A 25,818-nucleotide genomic window follows, 5' to 3' on the forward strand; every position below is an offset into this window, starting at 1 on the left:
TTGTCAGTTTGGTCACTCACTCTTCTTCGTCAATCAACGACAGCCCGGCATCGATATACTGCCCACCCGTGGTCTGATGGCAGTGAATGGCAATAACATTGCCCGAGGGCTTAAGCGCGGCAAGCGCCTCAGCGAGAATTGGCATCGGGCCGTAGGTGCCCGTGTATCCCTCCAGTTTACGGGCCAGCACACCGTTAATGTAGATTTCGACGTCTTCGTCGTGGTGCAGGTGTAGCACCAGTTTGCCGCGGTCGATCTCGGGCAGATCGAAATCGCGACGAATCCAGATGTCGGAGCTGTCCCATTTGGTTCCTATTCGGGCGCCCGGCGTACCAGGCGTACCGAAGCCGGATTCGCCTTCGCGCCACGACGAATCGTCGTAGTCCGCTTGTTGCCAGTCTCCTTGCGGAGCATCGGTGGTATACCGCCAGGTCGCGGGTTCGGTATCGGCCGCCGGCACCACAACGGTGATCTCAGGTGGCACCGGCAAGTCGGCGAAGCCGCCCGCGTTGGTTTCATCCTGCTCGGCCCACTTTCGCCACGCCTGGTCGTCGTACAGCATTGGCAGGAACACGCCTCCCACGACAGGCCGCGCCGTGAAGCCCACCTTTTGGCCCGTCTTGGTCTCGTACCAGTCGGTCATCGGCGCCCGATCGCGGGTCTCGTTCAAGAAGCGATGCACCGGACGCACCAGCGACTTGAAGTCGTCCTCGTTCTGCGTGAGTGTCGCGGTCCACAGCACCCAATCGAGCTTGGTGTACTCGCGGCGATTGTCCAGCGGCAGACCATAGCGATTCTGCACCCGGCGATAGTAGGCCATTTCCTTTTCGCGGACTTCGTCGGGAAAGAGTCCAAGCCCCAAAATGCGGTCCCACACCAGGTTGTACTTCTGGCTCCAGGTATCCTGGGCGTCGAAGGCCAGTCGGAAGTGGTCGCCATCGTCGGCTTCCTCGATCCACTGGGTCGCATATTGCTTGGCGACCTGGCGATACTCCTCGGCCATTTTGACGTCGCCACGCAACTCGCATAGCTGAGCGAACGCACCCAAAGCACAGATAGCCTTGGCCGACAAGTTGACGTTGTGTGCCAGGTGGCCGGCGAAGTCGTCGGTACAAAGTTGCGACTCGGGATCGTATCCGGTCTTCTTCAGGTACTCGGCCCAGGCGACGAGCGTCGGCCAGTACTCGTTGGCAAAGTCGGCATTGCCGTCGATCTTGCCAATGGCTCCCATCAGCAACAGCAGGTTGCCGCACTCCTCCACCGGCATCTGATTCTCTTCGCTGGTCTCGCCGCCGCCGTACACCTGACCGTTGGCCTTGGGATAGGTGCCCAGGTCGTGCGGAGCAAAGGGGAACTTCCAGCGATCGCTCTTAGCGTATTCCATGAACGGGGCCACGAACGACTTCGCCAACGAAGGTCCAAACAGCAAGAATTGTGGCGACATGGGGTAGAATACGTCGGACGTCGCAATGCAGCCGTTGGAGTGATTTTCCTTGGAGAACTGCAGCGGCTGGCCGTTCGCATCGGCCACAAACTTGCCCGCAGCGAAGCACTGGCGGTACGCCAGGCAAGCGATGTCGGCGTACTGCGTACCACCGGCTGCAACCAGGTCCGAGACCAGTTGGTCGTCGAACTCCTTGCAGCGCTTGCTGAGTTCCTCGTAGTCGCGAAGCGATTCGTTCACCAGCCCAGGGCCGTCCAGTCCATTGCGTCTCCAATAGGGGCGCAGCTTGCGATGCATGAACTCGATGGAGTACAGATCGTCGTAGGCCAGCAACAGCCATTGCTCTTGCGGCGAACGGTTCACCCGCATCGGCTTGAGCACCATCAACAGTCCCAACTCGCCACCGGCGATGGGTTCAGAATGCTTGGTCGCCAGCGCATCGTCTTGCGAGAGATCCAGGTCGTTCAACTCATCCTGCTCGACGATGCCTGCCTGCTGCACCATGCCGTCGCGGGCGGCCAGATAGAAGTAGCCCCAATCGATTCGCAGGTCATCGCCCGACTTGCCAAGGACGAACTGTTCGACCGACCCGACCCGCAGCACAACATTCTTGTCGTTCGCAACGGTCTCGGCCGACACCTTCTGGCTGGGCGAATTGACGGCCACCTCGCCGGCGGCGCCGAACATCAACTGCACGTCATGCATTGCGCCGTCTACCGCGCGGACCTGGTAACTGACGTACGTGATGGGTCGGCTGAGCAGATCAATGTCTGCCGGCAGTGCGGGGGTGGTGAAGGTCATCACCACCTCGACGCCCGCCCCCCGGAGCGTGAACACCGACCGGGTTGGCAGCACCTTGTGCCCCACTTGCTCGAGTGCCGGCAGATCGCTGGGAGTGTTGCCGAGCAATCGATATTCCTTGCCGTCGACCCGCGCGATGCTGGCCAGGCGATGCGGCTTGCCTGTCCAGTGCGTGGTGTCGGTATCGACAATCGACTTGCCCCGCGACCAGATGCTGAAATACGGATCGCACGCCACGAGCGGGTAAGCGGGGGGAGTCCACTTCGATTGCTGATCACTGGATCCACTTTGCGCCAGCGCTGTGGTCGTGGCAGCCACAAATATCAGGGCTGCCAGAAAGGTCTTGCTGCTCTCCATCATATTGGTACGCATAACTGCCTGTACTCGTCGGGGTAGAAAATCGGTTTCAAGAAGGCCGTCCGAGCCTGCGAGCAACTTCAATTACAATCATGACTCGTTTTCGCGGCGTGCGCCGATATAAATGCCGCGAAACGTGGAAAGATGCCGCAACTGGACGGCACATTGGCGTGGCCAGATCCATTGTACTCGCGCGCTCTACTGCAACAAGTCGCAGAGCGGTTCGCAGCGGCCAGATGCCCGCACGAACTCGCCGGGTGGGCGCAAAAGAAGACGAGCTACGCCTCATCCAACGGACGGGGCGTAGCTCGTGTTTTATCGCAACAGATTCTCGGTCGCTCAAGCAGCAAACGGGACAGATTCCGGCATGGGCTCGGGCGCCGGCTCGGCCATGACTTGTGGCATGGGCGATGCCGTGAGGATGGCTCGCAGTCGTTCGAATTCCTCGGCGTCGGCAAAGTGAATGGTCACCTTGCCTTTACCTTTGGGATTTTGCGTCAGCTTCACGTTGGTGCCCAGCGAAGTTTTCAGTTCCTGCTCCAGGTGCGCCAACTGCTCGCTGCGGGTAGGCTTGGCCGCTGGCTGTGCATTGTCGCCGCCGATCGTATCGAGCATGTCTTCCGAGCTGGCATGTAGCGCATCTTGCACCTCCTGCTCAGTGGTGCGTACGCTCATGCTTTCGGCCTTGATGCGATAGGCGAAATCAATCTGCTGTTCTTCGTCGCCCAACGGCAACAACGCCCGCGCGTGACCTTGCGAGATATCGCCCTTGGCCAGCAACTTCTTCACCTGCTCGGGCAGTTCCAGCAGGCGAATCAAGTTGGCGATGGTGGAGCGATCGATGTGAATCCGCGAGGCCAAATCTTCCTGCGTGCAGTTATACTCTTGCAGATACGACTGGAAGCAGTTGGCCTTTTCTAGCGGGTTCAGATCTTTCCGCTGGATGTTTTCGACGATGGCCAACTCGGCCAACTGCTGATCGCTGACCTCACGCACTAATACTGGCACGCGTTCCCAACCGGCAGCCTTGGCGGCGCGTAGACGGCGCTCGCCGGCAATCAGCTCGAACCGCTCAGCCACCTGGCGAACCACCAACGGCTGAATCACGCCATGGGCGCGAATGCTGTCGGCGAGGTCGGCGATTTCGACTTCGTCGAATTCCTTGCGCGGCTGATTGGGATTGGTGTCGATCGTCACCACATCGAGCCACAACTGACCGTTGTAGTCACGGTCCATTCCGTCGTGTGTGCTGGCATCGCTGGCAGCATTGTTGTTGATGAATTCGTTCTCCAACGGAACCGCGTCCGTCGAAGGTTCGTCGAGCGAACGTCCCAGCAGTGCTTCCAGCCCTCGTCCCAGACGGCGTTGATTAGACACGATCGAGTACCTCCAGACATAGTTCGATGTACGCTCGCGCTCCCTGCGAACGTGGTGCGTAATTCATTATCGGCACGCCATGGCTCGGCGCTTCGGCTAAGGCGACGTCTCGGGGAACAACGGTGGTGAACACCACGTCGCCAAAAAATTCGCGGACTTCGCGATCGATCTCGCGAGTCAGGTCCAATTCAGATTCATACATGGTTAAAAGGATTCCGCCGAACTCGAGCCGCGCGTTATCCGTAGTCATCACCTGGCGGATGACTTCAATCATTTGGGTCAGCCCCTCCATGGCGAAGTACTCGCACTGGATCGGCATCAAAACTTCGTCACTTGTGGCCAGCGCCGTGCGCGTCAGGCCACCCAGCGAAGGAGGACAATCCACCAGCACCATGTCGTACACGCTCAGGCTGGCCGCCAGGTGCTCGGCCACACGCATCGACTCGGTATCGGCCGCGGTGGCCAGCGCATCGACATCGCGAAAGCTCTGACTGCCTGGCAACACCTCCAGGTGCTCGATGCCGGTTTGCTGCACGGCTTCGCGAATAGGGCGGGCGTCGACCAGCGGATGTCGCTGCACGGGGGCGAGCCCCACGGCACTGGTCGCGTTGCATTGGGGATCGAGATCCACCAACAGCGTCTTCTGTCCCCCCAGCGCGCAGCCAGCCGCCAGACTGACCGCCGTGGTCGTTTTGCCGACGCCGCCTTTCTGGTTGGCTATAGTCAGAACGCGACCCATATATAGGTACTGGGGACAGGGGAATGTTGGTCTGCCGGATGCATCAGCGCCCGGAGCGGGGACGGATTGTAGGACCGCCGGCCAACTCGTGGTATGTCAGTTCCTGCTAGCAAACCCGGCCGGGCACGCGCAATGTTGGGCAAGAGCGGTAGAATAGGTGCCAGCGACTCGCCCCGGCCAGCCCGCAGCAGGGAGAACGCGGCATGAATCAGGTCGAAGCCGACGATCGGACTCCGCCCTCGGTGCCTCGGCCTGCGGTGCGCCCGCGAGGTTACAAACTCGACCAATGGAATCGCCAGCAATGGAATTGGGACGACGGCATCTTCTCCGCCTGGGCCGGCATCACGATTGCGGGTGCGTGCTACGTGCCGATCGCCGTCGTGTCGCTGCTTGTTTGGGAGTTGGCGGTCACCGGCCATAGCAACGTGATCACGCACGCCGACGCCCTGCCCGGCCTGGGATTGACCATGGTACCGGTCGCAGTATGGTCCGCGGTGATGGGATTCATCTTCGGGGGCATACTGCTGCTGGTACTGAGCATTCCCATCCTGTACCTGGACCTCCATCGTCACGCCGCGCTGTTCGGCACGCTGATCGGTGGGATGGCGGGTATTTCGTACTCCGTGGCGCTGCTGAACAATTTCTCGCCCGCAGATGCAATCGCCGACCGACTGGGCAACTTCTTGATCCTGCCAGGGCTTGCGACGCTGTGCGGTCAGATTGGCGGCGGCTGGGGCATTTGCAGGATTCGATCGCGTCGCGCCACGGAGCCCCGCCCGCTCCGCTTTCGCCTGCTGTCGGCATTGGTGTTCACCACCTGGGTGGCGGCTTTTCTTGGCGTCGCTCAATGGGGCCTGGGCGACGAGGCCCCTTGGTTCGCACCAGCTATGGTGTGGTTGGTGTATCAATTCGGCACCGCCTGGCTGGTGATGCAACTACTCACCTGGCGGGGACTGCGAAGTGCACGCGTTGAAAGCGCACTGACGCAGCCACTAGAATGTTGAGGACGCCCGCCACGCGAGACGCGCGATGCTCGATCAAGACTATACCCACTATCCCAACCAGGTGCCGCTCCCACGGCCCCTCGGGTATCAGTTCCGCCAGCCCGAGACTCGCTTCGGCCTGGCACTGACCGGTATCACGACAGCGGGAGCCATACATGGCGGGGTGGTGGTGGGGATACTGTTTTGTTTCAGGTTGCTGGTATCGGGCATGCCAACCCAGGACCTGAGTGAACTGTTCTGCGGCTTCGTTGCTGGTATCTGCCTGCTGGGCATGATCGCCATGCTGTACCTGGCCGTGCTGGTGTTGCCGCTGGCCATCATGTCGCTGGGACTGTGCCTGGTCATCGTCCGTACCCTTGGTGTGAAGGTCCGCTGGTCGGTGCTCGGTGGCTTCGGTGGCGGACTGACAGGCTACATCGGCACCTGTTGGCTACTCGCACGGGCTTCTTCTCCGAGCTGGGAATCGGCGCTTACGATAGTGCTCGGCCCGCTCCTGGCCACCCTGCTGGGCCAGGCAGGTGGCGCGTGGCCGGCGCTCGCGCCCTGGGTCAAGGAGGAGGGTGCCGACCCGTACCACCAGGACGAGACACAAAGCGTCTTGCGATTCGACATTCGGCAACTCTTGATCGCCACGGCTTGGGCGGCCAGCATCCTGGCGGTTCTCAAAGGCTTAGGCGCATTGGGCGTCGGCTCGGCCAGCGTGCTGTTTGGTGGATTGGTATTTCAAGTAGCCTCGCTGCCTTTGGTGCTCCGCGTGGTGAAAGGAATTCGCCAGCGATGACCGCCGAAAGAACCAACCCGACATTGGCTGAAGCAGAACTCGAGCAGTTGGATCAAATCACCCAGCACCGCGAGCGGAGGCAGCGATCGCAAACCTGGACAGAAAAAACGCGCAGCCCCGGCGACACCGAACTGGCCGCACTGTGGAACATCGCCTGGCGGGGTACACTGGCCGGCTGGTGGGGCGCGGCACTGGCGGGCGGCGCCGTGGGCACCCTCGTCTTGCCAGTCTTGGGCACGGTCATGGGCTTCGTGGTGCCCGTCGTGGTAGGCCCTGGACCGATGCTGCTTGCGGGCCTGCAATTCGCCGTGCTCCGTGGCAGAATCCCCATCACCTGGTTGATGACCTGGGCGGGCGTTCTGACAGGCATGGTCACCTTGAACTGCTTGTTACCACCCAACACTCATAGGGACTTCCCTTCACAGTTAATCCTGATCGTGCAGACCATCGCGGGCTTCTGCGGTGGTGTCGGCGCACGGCTGATGACAAAGCGAAGCATCCGCAAGTTCGATCTGGCCGAAGGCTTGGGCACCCGCAGTTGGCAACGGTTTGGTGTGCTCGACCTGTTGCTGCAAACCACTTGGGTGGCAATAGTCGTAGCCTTTGTAAAGACCTGGGAACTCGAGAAGTCCGTGGGCATCACGCTGGCCTGGTTCGGTCTCAGCGCGGCCGTGGCATGGTTGATCTCCGTGGCCGACAGGTCCGTCTTTCCGAAAAAGACTTGACCATGGACCAGCAGGACCAGCAACAACTCGACGCCATTGCCAGACTCCACGCCGAGCGAATGGAACTCGAGCGTGATGGCTACCTGCTCACCAGCCCGGGCAGGACCGAACAAAAAGCCTTGGCCGTGGTGGCCCTGCACATCTTCCTCTGGGGATGGTTCGGCACGGCGCTGGCCGGCGCGATGCTCGGCACGCTGATGTTTCCCTTGATTGGTACCGTGCTAGGTTTCCTCTCCGCCGGCATTGGCGGAATCGTACCCTGCATCCTCACCTCCCTGCTCTACGCGATAAGCCGCGGACGGATCTCGCCCAAGCTGACCATGGCCTGGGGCGGCGCCATGACCGGCGTCGGGTGCTTCGCGCAACTGATGCCCTGGCCCATCCTATTAGGCTTCGGCGCGGTGGCCGGTGTGTTTGGTGCCACCGGCGCCCGGTTGTCGACAAGGCGATCGTTGAAACGTTACCAATTCGAAGAAGGGCTTGGCATGCGATCGTACCATCAGTTCTCCATCCTCGACCTGATGCTCCTGACCGTCTGGCTGGCGTTGTTTCTCACCGCGCTGCAGATAGTCACGCGCATTGCCATGGCGCCTTGGTCGACAACATTGGCCTGCCTGGCCATCAGCTTGGCATGTGCCTTGGCGATCGAAACCGTCGCGCAACTGAGCGGGCGACGCCAATCGAGGCGGTCGACGTAGTGCATCGTTCCACGTGGAACAGATTGCCCACTTCACGTACTCTTCGCGCCCGACGCGAAACTCCCCTGCGGTAAGTCCTGCCCCACCGCTCCGCGCAGGCGAGTTCGAGCCGCACGCGCGAGCGTCGGGTGGCAAGGAACTAGGCGAGGCGCAGGGCCATTCGCCCGAGGCTAGCGCCATTGGTTCACCGCCACCAGCGATTGGTAATGCTCAGGAGACGTTCTTGCCGCCGAACTCCTGGCGGTACTCGTGGCGCAGCAGGGCGTTGGCTTCTTCCAGATTGGTCACCTGCAGCGCCTCGGCGTCCCACTCCAGTTTCGTGTCGGGGAAGCGTCCCGCTACCACGCCCAGTAGCAAGGCCTCGGTCAGCGGTCCGGCGTAGCTGAATGGCACACTGGTCTCGCCCTGGCCAAGGCAGGCGTCGACCCACTGATGATAGTGGTTGCCCTCCTGCACCTCGGGTCGCTGGTAGTCGGCAAACTTCTCCTGGGGCAGTAGCACCGGCTCGGCCACGTGTGGCAGCAGCAGCATCCCTTGCTCTCCCACAAACAGCGATCCCTGCCCGGGCAGCTTCGCTTCGGGCGCCAAGGGCACTTCCAGATCGGCCGGCGGAGCAAACGCCCCGTCATACCATTTCCAGGTCAGGGTGTCGGTCGTGTACTTGGTGCCTGGGAACTCGTACTCCACCAGATTTTTCATGGGATGCCCCAAGCCGGTGGGGGGCCGGCAGGTGGTCTTCGCCCAGTTGGGCGCCGTCAGCTCGAGTGCTCCATAGGGCGTATCGAAAATGTGCACGCCCATGTCGCCGAGGGTACCGGTGCCGAAGTCGATCATCCGCCGCCATTGGGCTGGGTGATAGATGCCCGGCACGAACGGCCGCTCGTCGGCCACACCGAGCCACAGGTCCCAATCGAGCGTCTCGGGAACGGGGGCCGTGGCGGGCAGCTCGCTCGCATCGAATCCCCAGGCTTTGTCCGACCAGGCGTGCACCTCGCTCACCTTGCCAATGGCCCCCGACTGGATCATCTTCACCGCACGGCGGTACGGCGAAGTGGAATGGATCTGCACGCCCATCTGTGTGACCAGCCCCTTCTCGTCGGCCACTTCGCGCAGCCGGCGGGCTTCGAACACCTCGTGCGTGAGCGGCTTCTGGCAGTAGACCGGCTTGCCAGCCAGCATGGCTTTCAGGGCCGCAGGGGCGTGGGTGTGGTCGGGCGTGGAGACCACCACCGCGTCGATCTTGTCGCCCAACTGGTCGATCAGTTCGCGGTAGTCGGCGAACGTCTGGGCCTTCGTATGTTGCTGTAGCGCGGCGTCCAATCGCTGACTGTCGACGTCGCACAGGGCGGCCACTTCCACCTGCGGATGCGAGCTAATGGCGTTCAGGTCCGCCCGGCCCATTCCCCCCACGCCAATATGAGCGGTACGCAGCTTCCCATTGGGCGACGCGGCGCGAGCCAAGCAAGGGGCCAGGCCCAGGGCTCCGACGGCGGCGGTGGCCTTCAGGAAATCGCGACGGCTGCGTGAATAGGGACGATGGCTCATGATGTAACTCCTGATGCACGAACGGTAGGCGGGGAACAAGATAACGCTAGTTCATAGCAGGCTGGTCGCCTGGGGGCAAGTTTTTGCGCATCACCGAACACTGCCTCCCGCGCCAGCCAGCGGAACTTACTGCATCTCTTCTGCCGCGACGTTCCACGTGGAACACCTTGCCCACTTCGCGCACACTGCGCGTTCCACGTGAAACTCCCCCGCGGCGATCTCTGCCTGGTCGTTTCATGTGAAACACGATCAATCGCTCCCCAACGCGTACCTCACTCCAGCGGGTTGATCACCAGGCCGCTGAGCACCTTGGGATAGAAGTAGGTGCTCTTGGCGGGCATGCGCTCGCCGTTGGAACTGATCTGGCGGATGTGCTCCACGGTGGCTGGCATCACCAGGCAACCGAGTTCGAACCGGCCACCGCTGCCTTGTTGGCCGGTGAGGTCGCGCCCCGCCGAGTCGCCTTCCTTCAGTCCGGTGGGCACCTCTTCCAGGGCACGGACGTACTTCGGCGCCGGCAGGTTGGGGGCGTCCAACAACGTGTCGACCACCAGGCGGTGAAGAATGCTCACCCCCAGGCCGCGCCAGTCGTCGGAGCGATCACTGGCCACGGCGGCCAATCGCTCTTCTCCTGCCTCGGTCAAACGGGCGATGGTCCAGGCGTCATCCTCGGCGGTGTAGAACGCCATGGTGCCCTGCTCGTCCTCGGTTTCGATTTCCTCCCATAGGCCGATGGCGCGATCGGGACCGTTGCCAGCCGGTTCGGTGTCGAACGAGTCCCCCAACTTCTCGACCAACTGGGCCGAGGTCATCGCTGGCAATCCGCGGAACAAGCGATGCGTCGGCAATACCTGCATGCCTGGATCCGACATCGATACGCACATCATCAGCACAAAGTTCGCTGGATGCTCCTCGGGCAGGTCTTCGCCATGCTGCTCGCGCCAGGCAGCCGCCACTTCGTCGCGATAGTTACACGCGGTCTCGTAACGATGGTGGCCGTCGGCGATGTAAATAGGGAGCTGAGCCATGACCGACTCGAGCATCGTGATCGAATCGAGATCGGTGACGGGCCATAGCTGGTTGACCACGCCCAGATGATCGGTGGCCTCGTGCGGGGCGTGCCCAGCAACCGCGGCTTCGAGGATGACTTGTGCCTGGTTGAAGTTGTCGGGATACAGGCCAAAGATCTGGCTGAGGTTCGCGCGACACGCCTTCCACAACCTCAGGCGGTCGGCCTTTGCGCCACCGTGCGTCTCTTCGTGCGGGTAGATGTCGCCCTCGCCAAACCGTTCGAGCCGGCAGCGGCACATGAAGCCCCGCCGGGTGTACTCCTGCCCGTTGGCCGTGTAGTGCTGGTGGTAGACGTAGATCGCCGGATCGGCTTCGGTGAACAGGGCCCCATCGCGCTGCCACTGCTTGAGCAGCTTGGCTGCCCGGGTATAGCGGTTATCGTTGTCGTCGTCGCCCGGCTCGTCCTTGTTCAGAATCAGCCGCACAACGTTGTACTCGTTGGCGTCGTACAGTTGTTGCTGAAGCTCGGGGTCGATCACGTCGTACGGCGGAGCGACCACACTGGAAAGCGATCCGACCTGACCGAGGTTGTAACGCAGGCCGCGAAAAGCACTGATCTGGGGCATCTTGCTCTAGGGGGATAGAGTGGGGGCTGAGCGGGGAATCGGGCCTACGATGTTACCAGATTCCAACCCGCGGCTTTAGCCCCGGCCAATCCCCGGGTGCTACCCCCTATCCGAGGAACTGATCTGGCTCCAGAGGGTACGGCCCGTTACCCACTGCAGCCCGCCCGCAATCATCGCGACGAATCCCACCCCGAGAACCAGCAGCGCCACCAACATCCCGCCGGGCAGCGTTTGGGCAATTAAACTGGCTGCCACCAGGGCGGCCAGCGAACCAACGAACCCCGCCCCACAGATGCCCAGCCCCAACAGCCGCAGGCGACGCGCGTCGGGCCCAAAGCTAAGCCCCTTGGCCGACACTCGCCAGCCGACATAGAGCGAGACGATCAGCGCACCAACGAAGAACACGATCATCAACAGCGGCGGCTTGCGGTCGATCGAGGAGACAATCCAGAAGTCGAACAGGCACCAGAGCAAGGTGGGGATCACGTAGCAGGCGACTCGAAATACAAGCTGAGCTTGAGCATGCCACGCCGGAGCGGCCGGCTTGGGTGAGGCGGCAGGAACTGCAGTAGGTCGAGCAACGGCCGACGAGGGACTGGATGGCGGCTCAACTTCGTACTCGTCGTCGAGCTCATCCCACAACGAATCGGACTTCTTCGTCTCCGGAGGAGGAGGCGCCGGCACCTTAAATCGCTGACCACACTTGCACGAGGCGTATCGTCCAACAGCCTTCTCGGGTACGTTGTAACGCTTCTTGCACTGCGGGCACGCAACCTTCGGCATGATTCTCCCCTCGGTACGCCTTAGAACTCGCGGCTACAGTATAACCGCGATTGGACTGCGGAGAGGAACGTCGTAAGAAATTTGTATTACTCGGCCGGCCAACCTTCGAGCTGGAACTTCTGCTCGACGTTCGCTGTGTGCTCACCGAAGTGGCGGTCCATTTGCTTGAGCAGCCGACGGAGCGTCCAGCGACTGCCGGGGGCCGGTCGGTCGAGATCGACGCCGTTGAGCAAATACGCAAACCGCCGAACGTAAGCATTCGCCCGCTCCATCTGCCGAGCTTCTTCGGCCCCGTCCCAATCGGCATGCGCAGGTTTGAAATCGGGTGGCATCTGGGCGGGGTTCAGATCGATGTGCGTGAAGGTCTCCGGCTCGATGGCCGAGTAGATTTGCGAGAAGAACCCCAGCTGCCGCCCCATCATGTGCTCGGCGTTCCACCGCGGAGTGTGCGTGCCATTGGGTGGTTGCCAGCTCATTTGATTGGCGGTGAGAGGAGCGAAGACCTTCTGCGACTCCTGGCACGCGGTGTCCATTTCCTTCATAAGCTCCGCCAGTTCCCCCGTGGGCTGCCACGGCTTATAGTCGAGCACCACAAGTTTGTGCTTCGCCTCCGCATCCTTTGGCGACGCCTTCACCGCCAGAGTGTTGTGCGACACTTTGTTCAGTTCCCAACCGGCCGGCATGTGCTCGACGAACTTGTCTACAGGCTCGAGCGGAATCTTCAGCTTGTCGGTCTTGTAGTGAATGGGAATAACGATGCGCGGTTTCACCTGCTCGACGATGTCCCACGCCGAGTCGCCATCAATGGTATAGACGCCACCTACGGGGAGGAGCATGACGTCGACGGGGCCTATCAAAAACATCTGCTTGTCGGTTAGTTTGCTTTGCCCCAGGTCGCCGCAATGGAGAATGGAAACTCCATCTACCTCGACCTTGAACAAGGCTGTCGCGCCGCGCTGCTTGCCTTGGGTGTCATCGTGCCAGGCGGGGATCGAGCGGACCACAACGGAGTGAGACGTTTGCTTGGTGGAGTCAGCTTTGGTCTCCCGCCACCACCACTCGGTCTCGCTTGAGTTAGCGAAACGATCGAGCAACTTCCATATCGGGTGAACCTCGCCAGAGCTGTTCAGGCCACGCGAAACTACCGGCTCGCCCTTCACCGCCTCGACATTGTTATGGTCCCCATGCTCATGCGTCACCAACACCAGGTCCGCGGTCAGCTCCGGCACCTCGTACCCGATCTTGTCGTTGTACGGATCGATCACCACCGTGAGGTCCCACCAAGACTCGATGCCGACCATCCCCTGCCCCCACCAACGAATGGCAACTGGGTGAGAATCGGATTTCGCTGACGCAACGCTGGGGGCGTTATATTGAGCGGAGCTGGGGACCGTAAACATCACGGCTAGGATCAAACTGACGAGATAACGCATGGGGGAATCCTCAGAAATCCAAAGGGCGATCGACGGCTTGATTGTATGGCACACTTGCTACAGTAAGTAGGATGGGGAGCTCCTGCTAGCCGCAGCGTGTGGGTTGAGGCGATTTGGGTCGCACCGCTCCGGCGGCCCCGTTCGGCCCAACCATCGCCAAAATGGCGATCACATGGCATAACCAGTGTAGGACGATCACCCCGGAAATCCGCCGGGACAATCGAACCAGCCCACATCAATCGCAGCAGCCGGAGAACCGATCCGGCGAATTCGATTCCACACCACACGTCTAGCAGATAGACTACAATAGCAGGAGCCTCGTGCAATAAGGTGCACGAGCGAGTTGACCGCGGAGAGGTGAATCTGTGCCATTGAATCTGACACTCGAGAGCCTCCGCGTCATCGCGATTGTTGCCATCATTTGGCTGCACACGCCCGAGTCGCTAGCACTCGCCGGCTCACAGAACCTCTGTCGATTTGCGGTACCTTTCTTCGCAGCGGCTTCCGGCTACCTCACTTCGCGGTCGGCGGCCCGAAGACACGAGTACACCATCGCGAAGATCATTGCCGATCGCTCGCTTCGCATCTACCTGATGTTCGCTCTGTGGAGCGTCGTCTACTATGTAGTCCGCTGTATTGGGGGCAAGCTGCAAATGGATGCAGGGGTGGGCCAGCTCAACTGGGCAACGCTCGTCAATGGCACCGCGCACCACTTGTGGTTTCTTCCGTTTATTGCGGTGGGTACTGCCTTGGCGTTCGCCTGGGCGCGATTGGCCACGATTATCCACAAGCCCGGACTAATGGCAGTATTGACTGGCGTGGCGGCGATCACTTCGATGTTCATAAGCGATGCCTCAATTCAATCGCCCGAGTGGTACTGCGTGAGATTGTCACTGGCCGCCCTACCCGGGTTACTGGCCGGCATGGCGTTTGGACTGATGGAGGACACCCCCAGCAGCCGCTTGATGAGAGCCAAGTGGCTTGGCATGGTCGGTCTGACGGTTTGCATCCTGGCCACAGCTTGGATAGCCTACGATGGGCGGACAAGCTGGATCGAGAACCTATCGGGAGTGGGCCTATTGTTGTTTGCCATTTGCTTGCCGAGCGCCATCCAGCTTCCCCATGCCAAGATGCTCGGCGCGCTGACCTTTGGCGTGTTTGTCTTCCATGTGCTTCCGCTCGAAGCCGGACAGGACGTCTTGCACAAACTCGGAATCCGGCCGTCGGTGCTAACCGACATCAGCCTGTTCGTGGTCACGACCATCTTCTCTTTCGTAGTAGCTGCCAAGTGCGCAACCATCTGGCCACTGAATTACATGTTCTCACTGCGAAGCAATCGTAAGAAGATACCCGTCGTCGCATCAGCAAATCGAGTGGATTTACAAGCTGAAGCACCTTCGAAAGCGACACCAGTCCGAGAGCTTCACTAAAGCATACACACGACAAAAAAACCGCCGGCTTTCGCCGGCGGCTGTGAGCTTCTCGTGATAACTCAGCAATCGGGATCTCTAACCCCCGACCCCTGAATCCTACCCCCTACTAGTAGCGGTAGTGGTCCGGCTTGTAGGGGCCGTCGACCGGGACGCCGAGGTAATCGCTCTGCGTGGTGGTCATCTTGGTGAGCTTCACGCCCAGCTTGTCGAGGTGCAAACGGGCGACCTCTTCGTCCAGGTGCTTGGGCAGCACGTGAACACCGACGGGGAACTCTTCTTCCTCGCCCCACAACGCGAGCTGCGCCATCACCTGGTTGGTGAACGAAGCGCTCATCACGAACGAGGGGTGACCTGTGGCACAGCCGAGGTTCACCAGACGGCCCTGAGCCAGGATGAGGATCGAATGACCGTCGTCCTTGAAGGTGTACTTGTCCACGGCACCTTCGCGAGGCGGCTTGATGTTGGTCTTGGTGACCTTGCCATCCTTCACCTGACCTTCGAGCCAGGCCATGTCGATCTCAAGGTCGAAGTGACCGATGTTGCAGACGATCGCGTCATTCTTCATCTGGCTCATGTGCTCGCCAGTGATAATGTCGCGGTTACCAGTGGTGGTGACGAAGATGTCACCCTCCGTGACGGCGTCTTCCATGGTGGTGACTTCGAAACCTTCCATCGCGGCTTGCAGGGCGATGATCGGATCGATCTCGGTCACCAGCACGCGGGCGCCGAAGCCACGCAGGCTTTGGGCACTGCCCTTACCGACGTCGCCGTAGCCAGCCACGACGCACACCTTGCCGGCGACCATGATGTCGGTGGCACGCTTGATGCCGTCGGCCAGCGACTCGCGGCAACCGTACAGGTTGTCGAACTTGCTCTTGGTGACCGAGTCGTTCACGTTGATCGCGGGGCACTTGAGCTCGCCTTTGGCGTGCATCTGATACAGGCGATGGACACCCGTGGTGGTCTCTTCGCTGAGGCCTTTGATCTCACCCAAGAGTTCGGGGAACTTCTGATGGACCATGGCCGTGAGATCGCCACCATCGTCGAGAATCAGGTTCAGCGGCTCGCCACTGGGGAAGTGCAGCGTCTGCTCGATGCACCAGTCGAACTCTTCCTCGCTCATGCCCTTCCAGGCGTAGACGGGAATGCCGGCCTTGGCGATGGCCACGGCGGCATGATCCTGGGTGCTGAAGATGTTGCAGCTGCTCCAGGTCACTTCCGCGCCAAGCTCGACCAGGGTCTCGATCAGCACGGCGGTTTGAATGGTCATGTGCAGGCAGCCGGCAATGCGGGCACCCGCAAGAGGCTTCTCCTTGCCGTATTCTTTACGCAGGGCCATCAGACCCGGCATCTCGTTCTCGGCCAGATCGATTTCCTTACGGCCCCAGGCGGCCAAACGCTCAAATTCTTCGGGCGTGCAATCAAGGACCTTGTAGGGCAGCTTTTCGGTTTCGACTTGGGACACGACAGCGGATCTCCTTCGTTGGTTGGATACCCCCAATGGGGGGCAAAGCTTTTTTCAAATCAGATGCGTTAGTGTAGTTGGTTGGCCCACGGGTCGACAAGCGTCGCATCCGGCGACAATCCGGATATATGAGGCGAGAACCGCGAATTATTGGCCAAAAACCACGAATCAAAGCGACTCGAAGGCCGCGGTGGCCGCCGCCACGAAGTCGCGGACCTTCACGATGTCTTTCACACCGGGAGCACTTTCGACACCGCTGGCCACATCCACGCCGGACGGGCGGACCATGCGGATGGCCTCGGCCACATTGTCGGGCGTCAGGCCGCCAGCCAAGATCAACGGCACCTCGCCGAGCCACCGCGGATGGTCGGCCAGGCCGGCCCAAGAAACGGTTTCGCCCGTGCCGCCATATCTTCCCGGGGTGAATGCATCGACCAGCACCGCATCGGGTACCCGCCCCGCCGCGCGGCAGGCTTCCAGATCCTCGGCGATGGCCGCGACGCCGCGGTCGTCCATTCTTCTGGCACGAATTATGGGGAGATCGGGTAGCTCAGCCAGGAATTCGGGCGGTTCATCACCGTGGAGCTGGATCATATCGATCTTGGCAAGTTCGATATGGCTAAGAATCTCGTTAACGCTCGCATTCACGAAGAGCCCCACCGCACCAAACGGGCGATACAACGACCGATGGATCCCTCCAAGCTCAAGTAGATCGACAACTGATCCTTTTAGGTAACGCGGACTCTTGGTGTAGAAGTTCAGCCCGATAGCATCAGCACCGGCTGCAAATACCGCCTGAGCGTCTGCCTTGCGCGTAATCCCACAAACTTTGATTCGAAACGGCGGTGCTGGCATCGATAGCAAACCACTGGAGGGAGCCGAACCGCCGCGCGGTCCGCGAAACACGAGGAAAAGCTAATTATATGGACGATGCTCGGGGGCGCGGACGGGCGGGTGGAGACGTATTTATTGTACCACTTTTCGCATTGCAGTTCTCCAACTCGCAGATGATACACCCATCCGAGTTTAACCTTTTAGCAGGACTGGAGTTGCAGCCGTGGCATGGTCGATGGAAACGACGAGGTACGCCACGGAGGTTGTACCTTGCCTTCCACCGCGATTGTCCAAGGACGTCTCATGCTCACTATCGCCGAACTCGCCCGCGCCACCGAGCGTGTGTTCCCCACCCATGCCAGGGTGGAACGCTATTACCCGGCTGGAGCAGCGCAGCAGGCCCGGGAAATCCTGGGCCGATGCCTGGATCGCGGCGAAGGACCAGCACTGCTGATCGGCTCGCCCGGCACCGGCAAGTCGATGCTGCTGAATGTGCTGGCCGACGATCTGGGCCAGAACCGCCCCGTGGTGTTCCTCACCAGCGCCCAACTCTGCACCCGGCGGGCGCTGTTGCAGTCCATTCTGTTCGAGCTCGGTCAACCGTATCGCCAGCGGGACGAGGGCGACTTGCGGCTGGCGCTGATGGACTACCTGAAGAACGGCGACGTAACCAACTCGGGCGTGCTGCTGCTGGTGGACGAAGCCCAGTCGCTGCCGATTCGGTTACTGGAGGAACTCCGCATCCTGGGCAACGTCGCGCACCGGGGCGTGCCGATCGTGCGATTGTTGCTGGCCGGTTCTGCACCGTTGGAAGAGACCTTCTCCGAGCCGGAAGTCGAGGCGTTCAACCAGCGCATTGCGGCGCGGTGTTACCTGTCTCCGCTCAGTCATCACGACACCGCGCAGTACGTGCGCGGTCATTTGGCGGCAGCCGGCGCCAATCCGGACGAACTGTTTACTGCCGACGCGCTCGATGCGGTGTATCGCGCCACCGATGGAATCGCGCGGCTGGTAAACCAGGTTTGTGACCGGGCGCTCGTGCTGGCCGCCGCGCACCAGCAGACGCAGGTGAGTAAGCAGTTGGTGGAAGGGGCATGGGCCGACCTGCAGCAATTGCCAACGCCGTGGAACTTGCCCGAAGTGCCCGACACCTGCAGTGGCGACGATGACGACGATTCGGAGATAGTGGAATTCGGCCCGCTGTCGGAGGATAGCGCGGATGACTCCGAGGAGAAGTTTGTCGAAGCGACATTCGAGCAAGCAACCACCGCCAGGCTGCACGAGCCAGAAGAAGAGCTGGAACTCGAACTGGAACTCGAAGAGCAGCTAGAAGTCGATCTGCCAGAAGTTGCCTCGGTACCGCAGGCCCAACCATCCGCGCCGACGACCGAAGGGCTCACCACCGAAGAACCCACGGTGGAAGTGACGGACGTTGAAGTCGCCACGAACGTTACCAGGACGCAGCCGTTCAGCAAGCCGGTGGCGGCCAGCGATAGCAGCCCGGCCTCGACGTTGGACGACCTGTTTGGCGGCGACGAATTCGAAGAAGAGGTGATTATCGACGAATTCAAGAGTTTCGAGCAAACCATTCCGCCCAGCCGCCCGCGGGTCACCAGTGCCTGCGAGGCGGAACTCAGCCAGATGCTGCACGAGGTGATTCAGTCGGGCGGTGTGACGGAAGACGCACCGATCGAGGCCGCGCAAGCAGAACCAGACGAAGTCATCGCGGATAGGGAAGAGACCACCACGCTTCCGTCGTTCGGCATCGTGGATATCGAGGTGAACGAACTGCACGATGTGGACGAAATAGCTCCGGACGGCACTGAGTTGGACGACGAGACCGACCAGGTTCTGGCCGAAATAAACGCCATCGCCGACGAAGCGCAAGACGCGGCCGATGCGAAGAACCAGCCGGCCGCATGGCAGGGTGACGAGTTGGAGATTTTGGTGATCGAAGACGAGATGTCGACTCCAATGGACACGGCCGCCGCCCACCGCGCGGATTATCGCCAGTTGTTCAAGACGCTTCGCGAGGACTAGCAGGCCGATTGTGTTGTCCAGGCCGATCGCGTGAGGTAGGCTTTCGAGTTCCTCCGACTTCTTGCCTCTAGCCACTTGCCCCACGACATGACAACCTACCTGGTCACCGGCGGTGCGGGATTCATCGGTTCGCACATCACCACGGCACTGGTCAAGCGTGGCGACAAAGTGCGGGTGGTCGACGATCTGTCGAGCGGCTTCGAGACGAATCTCGACCACATTCGCGACGACGTGGAATTCGTCAAGGGAGATGCAGCCGATCCGTCGCTGATGTCGCGGATGTCCGAGGGCGTGGAGGTGGTGTACCACGAAGCAGCGCTGGCCTCGGTACCGGCCAGCGTTCGGGATCCGATGGCCTCGCATAGGGAGTGCGCCACGTCGACGGTGAACGTGCTGACTTGCGCCCAGCGCGCAGGCGTCCGGCGGGTAGTGCTGGCGGCCTCGAGCGCCGCCTACGGCGACCAACCCAAGCCGGTGAAGCAAGAGACCGACCCGCTCGACCTTCTTTCGCCCTACGCCGCGGCCAAGATCGCCAGCGAGTTGTACTGCCAGGCTTTTACCAAGAGCATGGGAATCGAAACCGTGGCGTTGCGGTACTTTAACGTGTACGGACCGCGACAGGATCCGGCCAGCGAGTACTCGGCCGTGATCCCGATTTTCGTCAGCAAGATGCTCGCCGGCGAGCGCCCCACCATTTTTGGCGATGGGCTGCAGTCGCGGGACTTTGTGTTCGTATCCGACGTCGTGGCGGCCAATCTACTGGCGGCCGACGCGGAAAAAGCTGTGGGCGAATCCATCAATGTCGCCTGTGGCGGGCAATCGACGTTGCTCGACCTGATGGCCGCCATCAACGCCGCGCTCGGCACCGAAGTGCAGCCCGAGTTCGCCCCCCCGCGGACGGGCGATGTCCGCAACAGCATGGCCGATATCTCTAAGGCGCGGGACTGCTTGGGCTACGAGCCGGCCGTCGATCTGGCCGAAGGCCTGAAGCGGTCGATTGAGTACTACCGCTCTATCGCTGGCTGAATGTAGTATGGCCGCCCCGGCCGTACATGGTCCCCGGCGGCTACGGCCGGGGCGGCCAAAGTACGCTTATGATAGCTGTATCAATTTTGCAGCTCGTAGCGCCAACGGGGTCGGCGCATCTGCCGAATTGCGACGAAATATCTCAAGTCGCGAAACCTATATTTCGGCGTGGCCGGACGGGATAGAGGTCGGCCTGCAACTTGACTCAGGATGCCAAGAAATGTCGAAGCGAATTGGAATTCTTACCAGTGGGGGCGATTGCCCGGGTTTGAACGCCGTGATTCGGGGTGCGGTAAAAACCTGCGTGCAACTGGGATACGACTGTGTCGGCTTCCTCAAAGGATACGAAGGTCTGTATGCCCCCGTGCAGTACTTGCCGCTGACCGGCGAAAGCACCAAGGGCATCTTGAATCAGGGGGGCACCATCCTGGGCTCCACCAACAAGGGCCGCTTCTCCGCGATCCGTGGTGTGAGCGACCGGGTGGAGATCGCCCAGCACCTGATCGACGGCGTCAAGGAAACCGTGCGGCATCTGGACCTGGACGGTTTAATTTGCGTCGGCGGCGACGGTTCGCTGGCCATTGCCCAACAATTCTACGAAAACGGCATCCCCGTAGTGGGCGTGCCGAAGACGATCGACAACGACCTGACTGCCACGGCGTTCACCTTTGGCTTCGACAGTGCGATTGAATGCGCCACCGATGCGCTCGACCGCCTGCACACGACGGCGGCCAGTCACGAACGCATCATGGTGCTCGAGGTCATGGGTCGGCACGCCGGCTGGATCGCCCTGCACTCGGGCATCGCGGGCGGCGGCGACGTAATCCTGATTCCCGAGATTCCGTGGTCCTACGAACACGTGTGCCACAAGATTCTGCACCGCGAGAGCCAAGGCAAGAAGTTCACCCTGGTGGTTGTTGCCGAAGGGGCCCACTTGCCCGATGGTGCGATGGTGGGCGAGCAGCAGGATGGCCGGCAGATGAAGCTGGGCGGCATTGGCAAAGCGGTGACGCAGGAAATCGAGCGGCGACTGCATCGCGAGACGCGACTGTGCGTGTTGGGTCACTTGCAACGTGGTGGTGCCCCCACCACTTTCGATCGAGTGCTGGCCACCCAGTTTGGCGCCCACGCGGTGCGATTGGTGGTCGAAGGACGGTTCGGCGAGATGATCTGTTCGCGCCCGCCGGAGATGACCAGCGTGCCCATTGCGGAGGCCGTTAGCAAGATTCGCCAGGTCGATCCGCTCGGCCCTGCCGTGCAGGCCGCCCGGGCACTGGGCATCAGCTTTGGCGACCGCCCCGCGGACGAATTGTCTCATGGCGTTTTCGACCTGAAACTCGAACACGTACCCGACGGACCAGACACCGAAGGGCTGCTCGAAAGCACTCAGTCGGCCGTTCAAGCGGCGTTCGCGTAGGGCGAGCCGTCATGGCTCAACAAGGTGCGTTTCGCAGGTAAGGTCAAGGGCTGGAACGCCTGCTTACTACGGCCTTTTCGTGTTGCGATTTCCGGTTTTCTCGAGCCTCTGCGGTTTGCTGCCAGAAGTGGGCCGCGGACGTTGTCACCGGCCGATGGCCAAGCTAAGCTGAGGAACATGAACATCACCTCTTGCGTCCGATCGTTGGCACTCATCCCTCTGTCGATGGTGCTGGTTACAACCACTTCGCGTGCCGAAGACTCTGCCGGCTATTCTTGGAACAACAACGAGTCCCAACACTACGCTGAGCTGAGCTTCGATGGTTCGCCTCTGGTGCGTTACATGTACGCTCCGCTGGACGAATCGTCGGACGCAAAGCGGGCGGAGACCTACAAGCCATACCTGCATGTATACAGCCCCGATGGATCGCAGATCATCACCAAGGGCCCGGGTGGTTTGTACCCGCATCACCGCGGCATTTACTTCGGCTTCAACAAGATCACCTATGGCGATGGCAAGCGTTGCGATACTTGGCACTGCACCAACGGCGCCTACGAACAGAACGAGAGCATCGATTCGATAGATGCCGACGACGATAGCGGCACCCTGGAGACAACCATCTCCTGGCATGGCAAAGGTGGTGAGCTGTTTGCGAACGAATCGCGCAAACAGACCATTTCGAAGACTGGCGACATGACTCAGATCGACTTCGAGTCGCAGCTCGAATGTGCCGACGGCATCGACAAGATTCATCTCGATGGCGACCCCCAGCATGCGGGCGTGCAGTTCCGTGCCTCGCAGAAGGTTGCCGACGAGACGGCCAAGCAGACCTACTATGTCCGCACTGACGGCAAGGGCAAGCCGGGCGAGACACGCAACTGGAACCACACCAAGAAGGACGACCCGGTCAACGGCGAAACCACCAATCGTCCCTGGCTCGCCATGTCGGTGGTCATCGACGGGGCGCGGTACACGGTGCTGTACCTCGACCACCCCGACAATCCCAAGCCGGCCCACTACAGCGAACGCGATTACGGCCGCTTTGGTTCCTACTTTGTGACCGATGTAACGCCCGACAAACCGCTCGACGTCAAGTACCGCTATTTCATCAAGCCGGGCGAAATGACCGTGGACGAATGCCAGAAGTTGCACGACGAATTCGTCGGCCAGCGCTAAAGGCTCGATCCGCGTCTGGTGTATCCGACGGCGCCAAGCAGCAAGGTGCAGGCAACTGCGATGGCGGCCGATGAAGCCTCGGGAACCTGCAAACCACTACTCGTCCCCATGGCAGTGCTGACCGCCTGATGCATCAAGTTCAGGTCCGTTAAATCGGTCAGGCCGCTAAAGTCGAGGTCGCCGTGGTAGTACTTGTCGATGCTCGACATGTTGAGGGTGTCCGTCATCCAGCCGGCCAAGAATAGATCGATGTCGTCCTGATTCACGATGCGGTCCTGGTTCAGGTCGCCAGCCAGTCCATTCAGCGGGCTGATCAGCTCGAACTCGAGGTCGATCCAGCTACCAATCGCATCGACACCATTGGCGATGGCCGTGATGTTCCACCAACTGCCCGCCAGGATAGTTGGGGCCGGCGGGTTGTAGTCGAGGAAGTCGATCGTGGGGGTCGACTGTCCCACGGCGCCGGCGTCGACAATGAACCTCGACATGCCAAATTCGGTGTCCTCGATCGAACTGCCAATCTCCAGCAAGCGTTCGCGGCTGTTGGTTTCCGAATCGATATCCACCAGTGCCCCGGTGAGTCGATTGTCGCCATCGGCCTCGCCGCTGAGGTAGAACTGCACACCGTCGGCACCCGAGCGGTATTCGATATCAATCGTTTGCGTTTCGGCTAAGAATGTTCCGGTGTCGGTGTCGAAGTACTGCCCCAACCGTTGGTACTGCAAGCCATAATTCACCCCAGCGGCGTAGCCTTCCACGACACCGTAGTTGCCCAAGCCATCGGTCATCGACTGCAGTTCGTCGTGGGCGTAGATGCGATGGACGCCCTCGCCCAGGCCATCTTCGCCATCGACACGAGGAAACTGCGACTCGGAAATCCACCCGACGTCGGACACCTTCTCACGAATGCGAAAGTCGCCCGTGCTGATGTTGCCCATCGTGTCGAAGGGATTGCTGTACTCGTACGAGGCCACACCAAACGGCATGGGGTCGTAGGGCGAGACGCCGGGGATGTACTCTTCGTACTGTTGCGACTGTTCGTTCCAGGTATAAGGGTGGAAGTTGCTGTCGTTGCGGGTGACGAACGCCTTGGCATGATCGACACCCACTTGATGGCCAATCTCGTGCTGTGTCACTTGGGTGCGGATCGACTGCAGATAGATGCGGTTGCTGGTCGATAGTCCCGACCAGCCCGTGTCATTGGTGGTGTAGCCGATGTCGTAAGCGAACAGGTAATAGTCCGACAGGTTCTTCCCCAGTCCTTGGGCCACGTTGTTGGCGAGTTGGTAGAAGTTGCTGGGGCGGGTATTGTCGTCGTTCAGTTCGATGGGGGTGTCGATAATGTCATCGAAGTAGAAGTCGAACTGCCCCCCGGAGTTCGTGGCGTAGAAACTCCGCATCTGCTCTTCCCGCTGTCGATGCGTATCGACTCGATTGTCCCACTGTTCGGTGGAGAGCGGACTGTCGACGTCGTGCACGACCATCATCAACACCTTCTTCAAGCCGTTGTAGCGATCGGTGCCCGAGCGACTGTCCTGTGGGATCGAGGGATCGGGAAAGATGTCGGCCCGCGCTGCAGACCACCCTGTGGAGAAAAGCAGCGTCAGAATAGCGACGCAGCATGGCCGCCCTATCGATTGAGTCATTGCGCACCTGTGTTCTCTGTTTCCTGTCCCAGGACCCCCACGGCCGCCGGCGGAAAACCGCCTGGAGGCTACGGTTGGCCTTGTCGACCTCGAGCGTCGTTCGGGTCGCACCGAATATTCCGCAGGATCATGATAGAGGAGCGGACGGTGGACCGAGGCCGGTTTTCTCGCAGTTATCGACCGCTTTTGCGCAACTTTGGCGTTCATCGATGGATCGCGGACGCGCGTCTGGGCAACGCCTGGGCGGTTCCACCCTTCCATCTATTCAGTAACATAGAGTTGTGAGTCCTCAGAATCGTAAGGCGGCGGAAGGTTAAGGGAGTATATGGCAAGCGATCAGTGCATTGGCGTCCTCACCAGCGGTGGCGATTGCCCCGGATTGAATGCTGCGATTCGAGGGCTCGGCAAGGCCGCCCTCGATCGATTCGACATGTCGATGATCGGATTCCGCGACGGTTTTCGTGGTCTGGTGCAGGATCGTACGCTGCGAATCACCGGCGAGAAGCTCTCCGGCATCCTGACCGATGGTGGCACCATTCTGGGCACCAGTCGCGATAAACCCCACAAAATGCCCATCGGCGACCGCACCGAAGACATGACCCCCGCCATTGTCGAGACGTACCATCGACATGGCCTGGAGGCAGTGGTCTGCATCGGCGGCGGCGGCACCCAGAAGAATGCCATGCGGCTCATGGAGGCGGGCCTGAATGTTGTCACCCTGCCAAAGACTATCGACAACGATATCGCCGGCACGGACGTTTCGTTCGGCTTCGACACGGCGCTGCAGATTGCCACCGAAGCCATCGATCGCCTACACAGCACGGCCACCAGTCACCACCGCGTGATCGTCGTTGAACTGATGGGCCACCGGGCCGGGTGGCTGGCACTTGGTGCGGGCATTGCCGGCGGTGCGGACGCCATTCTGATTCCCGAAATCCCCTACAGCCCAGAGGTGGTGGCGGAAGCCATCAAACGACGAGCCAAGCGGGGGCACCGCTTCAGCATCGTGGCTGTGGCCGAAGGCGCCGTGACCATCGAGCAGCAACAGCAGATCGACTCGTTGGTGCAACAGAAGAAAGACGCCCAGGACAAGGATGAGAAGAAAACTGCCTCGGACGCTTTGAAGAAGTTCCACGAAGAGCACGTGGACCACACGCTGCACCTGACAGGTCAACTGGAAAAGTCGACCGGAATGGAGTCGCGTCTGACGATCCTCGGGCACCTGCAGCGGGGCGGAACTCCGTCGGCCGCCGACCGCCTGCTCGCCACACGGTTGGGCTCGGCCTGTGCCGAGGTGCTCTCGAAGCGGCAATACGCCGTGATGGTCGCCGCGCGGGGCGATGCCACCGAGAACATCCCGCTGGTAGAAGTTGCCGGCCAGAAGAAGCTGGTTCCGCCCGACCATCCTTGGGTGCGAGCCGCCCGCTTAGTAGGCACCTGCATGGGCGACGAGTAGC

At 60.9% G+C, this 25,818-nt stretch carries 20 protein-coding genes; 10 read left to right on the forward strand and 10 right to left on the reverse strand.

Annotation, left to right across the window (positions count from 1 at the left end):
* Nucleotides 1-16: 16 nt before the first annotated feature.
* From NG895_RS01120 to NG895_RS01130, 3 genes are all read right to left on the reverse strand, one after another.
* Entirely contained in the window at nucleotides 17-2,617 is a 2,601-nt protein-coding gene (locus NG895_RS01120; protein ID WP_252850599.1) for a glutaminase family protein, read from the reverse strand.
* A gap of 324 nt (nucleotides 2,618-2,941) precedes the next feature.
* Entirely contained in the window at nucleotides 2,942-3,979 is a 1,038-nt protein-coding gene (locus NG895_RS01125; RefSeq protein WP_252850600.1) for a ParB/RepB/Spo0J family partition protein, read from the reverse strand.
* Nucleotides 3,972-4,718, reverse strand: a complete 747-nt coding sequence (locus NG895_RS01130; RefSeq protein ID WP_252850601.1) for a ParA family protein — start codon at nucleotides 4,716-4,718, stop codon at nucleotides 3,972-3,974. The genes NG895_RS01125 and NG895_RS01130 overlap by 8 nt, the downstream gene beginning before the upstream one ends.
* Nucleotides 4,719-4,921: 203 nt before the next feature.
* Here NG895_RS01130 and NG895_RS01135 point away from each other — a divergent pair, with 203 nt between their 5' ends.
* The 4 genes from NG895_RS01135 to NG895_RS01150 are packed head-to-tail and all read left to right on the forward strand — an operon-like array spanning nucleotide 4,922 to nucleotide 7,926.
* Nucleotides 4,922-5,722, forward strand: a complete 801-nt coding sequence (locus NG895_RS01135; RefSeq protein WP_252850602.1) for a hypothetical protein — start codon at nucleotides 4,922-4,924, stop codon at nucleotides 5,720-5,722.
* Between the two features lie 25 nt (nucleotides 5,723-5,747).
* A complete protein-coding gene (locus NG895_RS01140; protein WP_252850603.1) occupies nucleotides 5,748-6,503 on the forward strand; it encodes a hypothetical protein in 756 nt (251 codons plus the stop codon).
* On the forward strand, nucleotides 6,500-7,228 hold the full coding sequence (locus NG895_RS01145; RefSeq protein ID WP_252850604.1) for a hypothetical protein: 729 nt from the start codon (nucleotides 6,500-6,502) through the stop codon (nucleotides 7,226-7,228). The genes NG895_RS01140 and NG895_RS01145 overlap by 4 nt, the downstream gene beginning before the upstream one ends.
* Before the next feature lie 2 nt (nucleotides 7,229-7,230).
* Nucleotides 7,231-7,926: a cell division FtsX domain-containing protein gene (locus NG895_RS01150; protein ID WP_252850605.1), complete on the forward strand. Its 696-nt coding sequence runs from the start codon at nucleotides 7,231-7,233 to the stop codon at nucleotides 7,924-7,926.
* A gap of 210 nt (nucleotides 7,927-8,136) precedes the next feature.
* Here the strand turns inward: NG895_RS01150 and NG895_RS01155 are convergent, their stop codons facing one another.
* From NG895_RS01155 to NG895_RS01170, 4 genes are all read right to left on the reverse strand, one after another.
* Nucleotides 8,137-9,471 (reverse strand): Gfo/Idh/MocA family oxidoreductase, encoded by a 1,335-nt coding sequence (locus NG895_RS01155; protein WP_252850606.1) that lies wholly within the window; start codon nucleotides 9,469-9,471, stop codon nucleotides 8,137-8,139.
* A gap of 272 nt (nucleotides 9,472-9,743) precedes the next feature.
* On the reverse strand, nucleotides 9,744-11,108 hold the full coding sequence (locus tag NG895_RS01160; RefSeq protein WP_252850607.1) for a DUF1015 domain-containing protein: 1,365 nt from the start codon (nucleotides 11,106-11,108) through the stop codon (nucleotides 9,744-9,746).
* 99 nt (nucleotides 11,109-11,207) lie between these two features.
* The gene (locus tag NG895_RS01165; RefSeq protein ID WP_252850608.1) at nucleotides 11,208-11,891 is read right to left on the reverse strand and encodes a hypothetical protein; all 684 of its coding nucleotides are present in this window, start codon (nucleotides 11,889-11,891) and stop codon (nucleotides 11,208-11,210) included.
* Between the two features lie 86 nt (nucleotides 11,892-11,977).
* Nucleotides 11,978-13,324: an MBL fold metallo-hydrolase gene (locus NG895_RS01170; protein WP_252850609.1), complete on the reverse strand. Its 1,347-nt coding sequence runs from the start codon at nucleotides 13,322-13,324 to the stop codon at nucleotides 11,978-11,980.
* Between the two features lie 365 nt (nucleotides 13,325-13,689).
* On the opposite strand from NG895_RS01170, the gene NG895_RS01175 reads away from it, so the two are divergent.
* Nucleotides 13,690-14,754 carry an acyltransferase family protein gene (locus tag NG895_RS01175; RefSeq protein WP_252850610.1) on the forward strand — a complete coding sequence of 355 codons (1,065 nt, stop codon included), beginning with the start codon at nucleotides 13,690-13,692 and terminating at the stop codon, nucleotides 14,752-14,754.
* 109 nt (nucleotides 14,755-14,863) lie between these two features.
* On the opposite strand, the gene ahcY is transcribed toward NG895_RS01175, so the two are convergent.
* Both ahcY and NG895_RS01185 read right to left on the reverse strand, forming a co-directional pair.
* Nucleotides 14,864-16,222, reverse strand: coding sequence for an adenosylhomocysteinase (gene ahcY, locus NG895_RS01180; protein WP_252850611.1), 1,359 nt, complete (start codon nucleotides 16,220-16,222; stop codon nucleotides 14,864-14,866).
* Nucleotides 16,223-16,390: 168 nt separating this feature from the next.
* Nucleotides 16,391-17,077 (reverse strand): phosphoribosylanthranilate isomerase, encoded by a 687-nt coding sequence (locus tag NG895_RS01185; RefSeq protein WP_252850612.1) that lies wholly within the window; start codon nucleotides 17,075-17,077, stop codon nucleotides 16,391-16,393.
* A 282-nt stretch (nucleotides 17,078-17,359) separates the two neighbouring features.
* Here NG895_RS01185 and NG895_RS01190 point away from each other — a divergent pair, with 282 nt between their 5' ends.
* The 4 genes from NG895_RS01190 (at nucleotide 17,360) to NG895_RS01205 (ending at nucleotide 22,715) form a co-directional block, all read left to right on the forward strand.
* A complete protein-coding gene (locus NG895_RS01190) occupies nucleotides 17,360-19,096 on the forward strand; it encodes an ExeA family protein (RefSeq protein WP_252850613.1) in 1,737 nt (578 codons plus the stop codon).
* An 87-nt stretch (nucleotides 19,097-19,183) separates the two neighbouring features.
* A complete protein-coding gene (locus NG895_RS01195) occupies nucleotides 19,184-20,122 on the forward strand; it encodes an SDR family oxidoreductase (protein WP_252850614.1) in 939 nt (312 codons plus the stop codon).
* Nucleotides 20,123-20,342: 220 nt separating this feature from the next.
* Nucleotides 20,343-21,539, forward strand: coding sequence for a 6-phosphofructokinase (locus tag NG895_RS01200; RefSeq protein WP_252850615.1), 1,197 nt, complete (start codon nucleotides 20,343-20,345; stop codon nucleotides 21,537-21,539).
* 177 nt (nucleotides 21,540-21,716) lie between these two features.
* The gene (locus tag NG895_RS01205) at nucleotides 21,717-22,715 is read left to right on the forward strand and encodes a DUF6807 family protein (protein ID WP_252850616.1); all 999 of its coding nucleotides are present in this window, start codon (nucleotides 21,717-21,719) and stop codon (nucleotides 22,713-22,715) included.
* On the opposite strand, the gene NG895_RS01210 is transcribed toward NG895_RS01205, so the two are convergent.
* On the reverse strand, nucleotides 22,712-24,361 hold the full coding sequence (locus NG895_RS01210) for a hypothetical protein (protein ID WP_252850617.1): 1,650 nt from the start codon (nucleotides 24,359-24,361) through the stop codon (nucleotides 22,712-22,714). The two genes, NG895_RS01205 and NG895_RS01210, sit on opposite strands and share 4 nt — an antisense overlap.
* A 325-nt stretch (nucleotides 24,362-24,686) precedes the next feature.
* Here NG895_RS01210 and NG895_RS01215 point away from each other — a divergent pair, with 325 nt between their 5' ends.
* Complete coding sequence (locus NG895_RS01215; protein ID WP_252850618.1) at nucleotides 24,687-25,817, forward strand: 6-phosphofructokinase; 1,131 nt, start codon at nucleotides 24,687-24,689, stop codon at nucleotides 25,815-25,817.
* The last annotated feature ends 1 nt before the right edge of the window (nucleotide 25,818 follow it).

The sequence above is a fragment of the Aeoliella straminimaris genome, from assembly GCF_024054565.1.
GTDB lineage: Bacteria > Planctomycetota > Planctomycetia > Pirellulales > Lacipirellulaceae > Aeoliella > Aeoliella straminimaris.

Bases quoted from the DNA above. Each gene is read 5' to 3' on its own strand.
- NG895_RS01120 (WP_252850599.1), bottom strand. From the start codon at position 2,617: ATGCGTACCAATATGATGGAGAGCAGCAAGACCTTTCTGGCAGCCCTG.
- NG895_RS01130 (WP_252850601.1), bottom strand. From the start codon at position 4,718: ATGGGTCGCGTTCTGACTATAGCCAACCAGAAAGGCGGCGTCGGCAAA.
- NG895_RS01135 (WP_252850602.1), top strand. From the start codon at position 4,922: ATGAATCAGGTCGAAGCCGACGATCGGACTCCGCCCTCGGTGCCTCGG.
- NG895_RS01140 (WP_252850603.1), top strand. From the start codon at position 5,748: ATGCTCGATCAAGACTATACCCACTATCCCAACCAGGTGCCGCTCCCA.
- NG895_RS01145 (WP_252850604.1), top strand. From the start codon at position 6,500: ATGACCGCCGAAAGAACCAACCCGACATTGGCTGAAGCAGAACTCGAG.
- NG895_RS01150 (WP_252850605.1), top strand. From the start codon at position 7,231: ATGGACCAGCAGGACCAGCAACAACTCGACGCCATTGCCAGACTCCAC.
- NG895_RS01155 (WP_252850606.1), bottom strand. From the start codon at position 9,471: ATGAGCCATCGTCCCTATTCACGCAGCCGTCGCGATTTCCTGAAGGCC.
- NG895_RS01160 (WP_252850607.1), bottom strand. From the start codon at position 11,108: ATGCCCCAGATCAGTGCTTTTCGCGGCCTGCGTTACAACCTCGGTCAG.
- NG895_RS01165 (WP_252850608.1), bottom strand. From the start codon at position 11,891: ATGCCGAAGGTTGCGTGCCCGCAGTGCAAGAAGCGTTACAACGTACCC.
- NG895_RS01170 (WP_252850609.1), bottom strand. From the start codon at position 13,324: ATGCGTTATCTCGTCAGTTTGATCCTAGCCGTGATGTTTACGGTCCCC.
- NG895_RS01185 (WP_252850612.1), bottom strand. From the start codon at position 17,077: ATGCCAGCACCGCCGTTTCGAATCAAAGTTTGTGGGATTACGCGCAAG.
- NG895_RS01190 (WP_252850613.1), top strand. From the start codon at position 17,360: ATGCTCACTATCGCCGAACTCGCCCGCGCCACCGAGCGTGTGTTCCCC.
- NG895_RS01195 (WP_252850614.1), top strand. From the start codon at position 19,184: ATGACAACCTACCTGGTCACCGGCGGTGCGGGATTCATCGGTTCGCAC.
- NG895_RS01200 (WP_252850615.1), top strand. From the start codon at position 20,343: ATGTCGAAGCGAATTGGAATTCTTACCAGTGGGGGCGATTGCCCGGGT.
- NG895_RS01205 (WP_252850616.1), top strand. From the start codon at position 21,717: ATGAACATCACCTCTTGCGTCCGATCGTTGGCACTCATCCCTCTGTCG.
- NG895_RS01210 (WP_252850617.1), bottom strand. From the start codon at position 24,361: ATGACTCAATCGATAGGGCGGCCATGCTGCGTCGCTATTCTGACGCTG.
- NG895_RS01215 (WP_252850618.1), top strand. From the start codon at position 24,687: ATGGCAAGCGATCAGTGCATTGGCGTCCTCACCAGCGGTGGCGATTGC.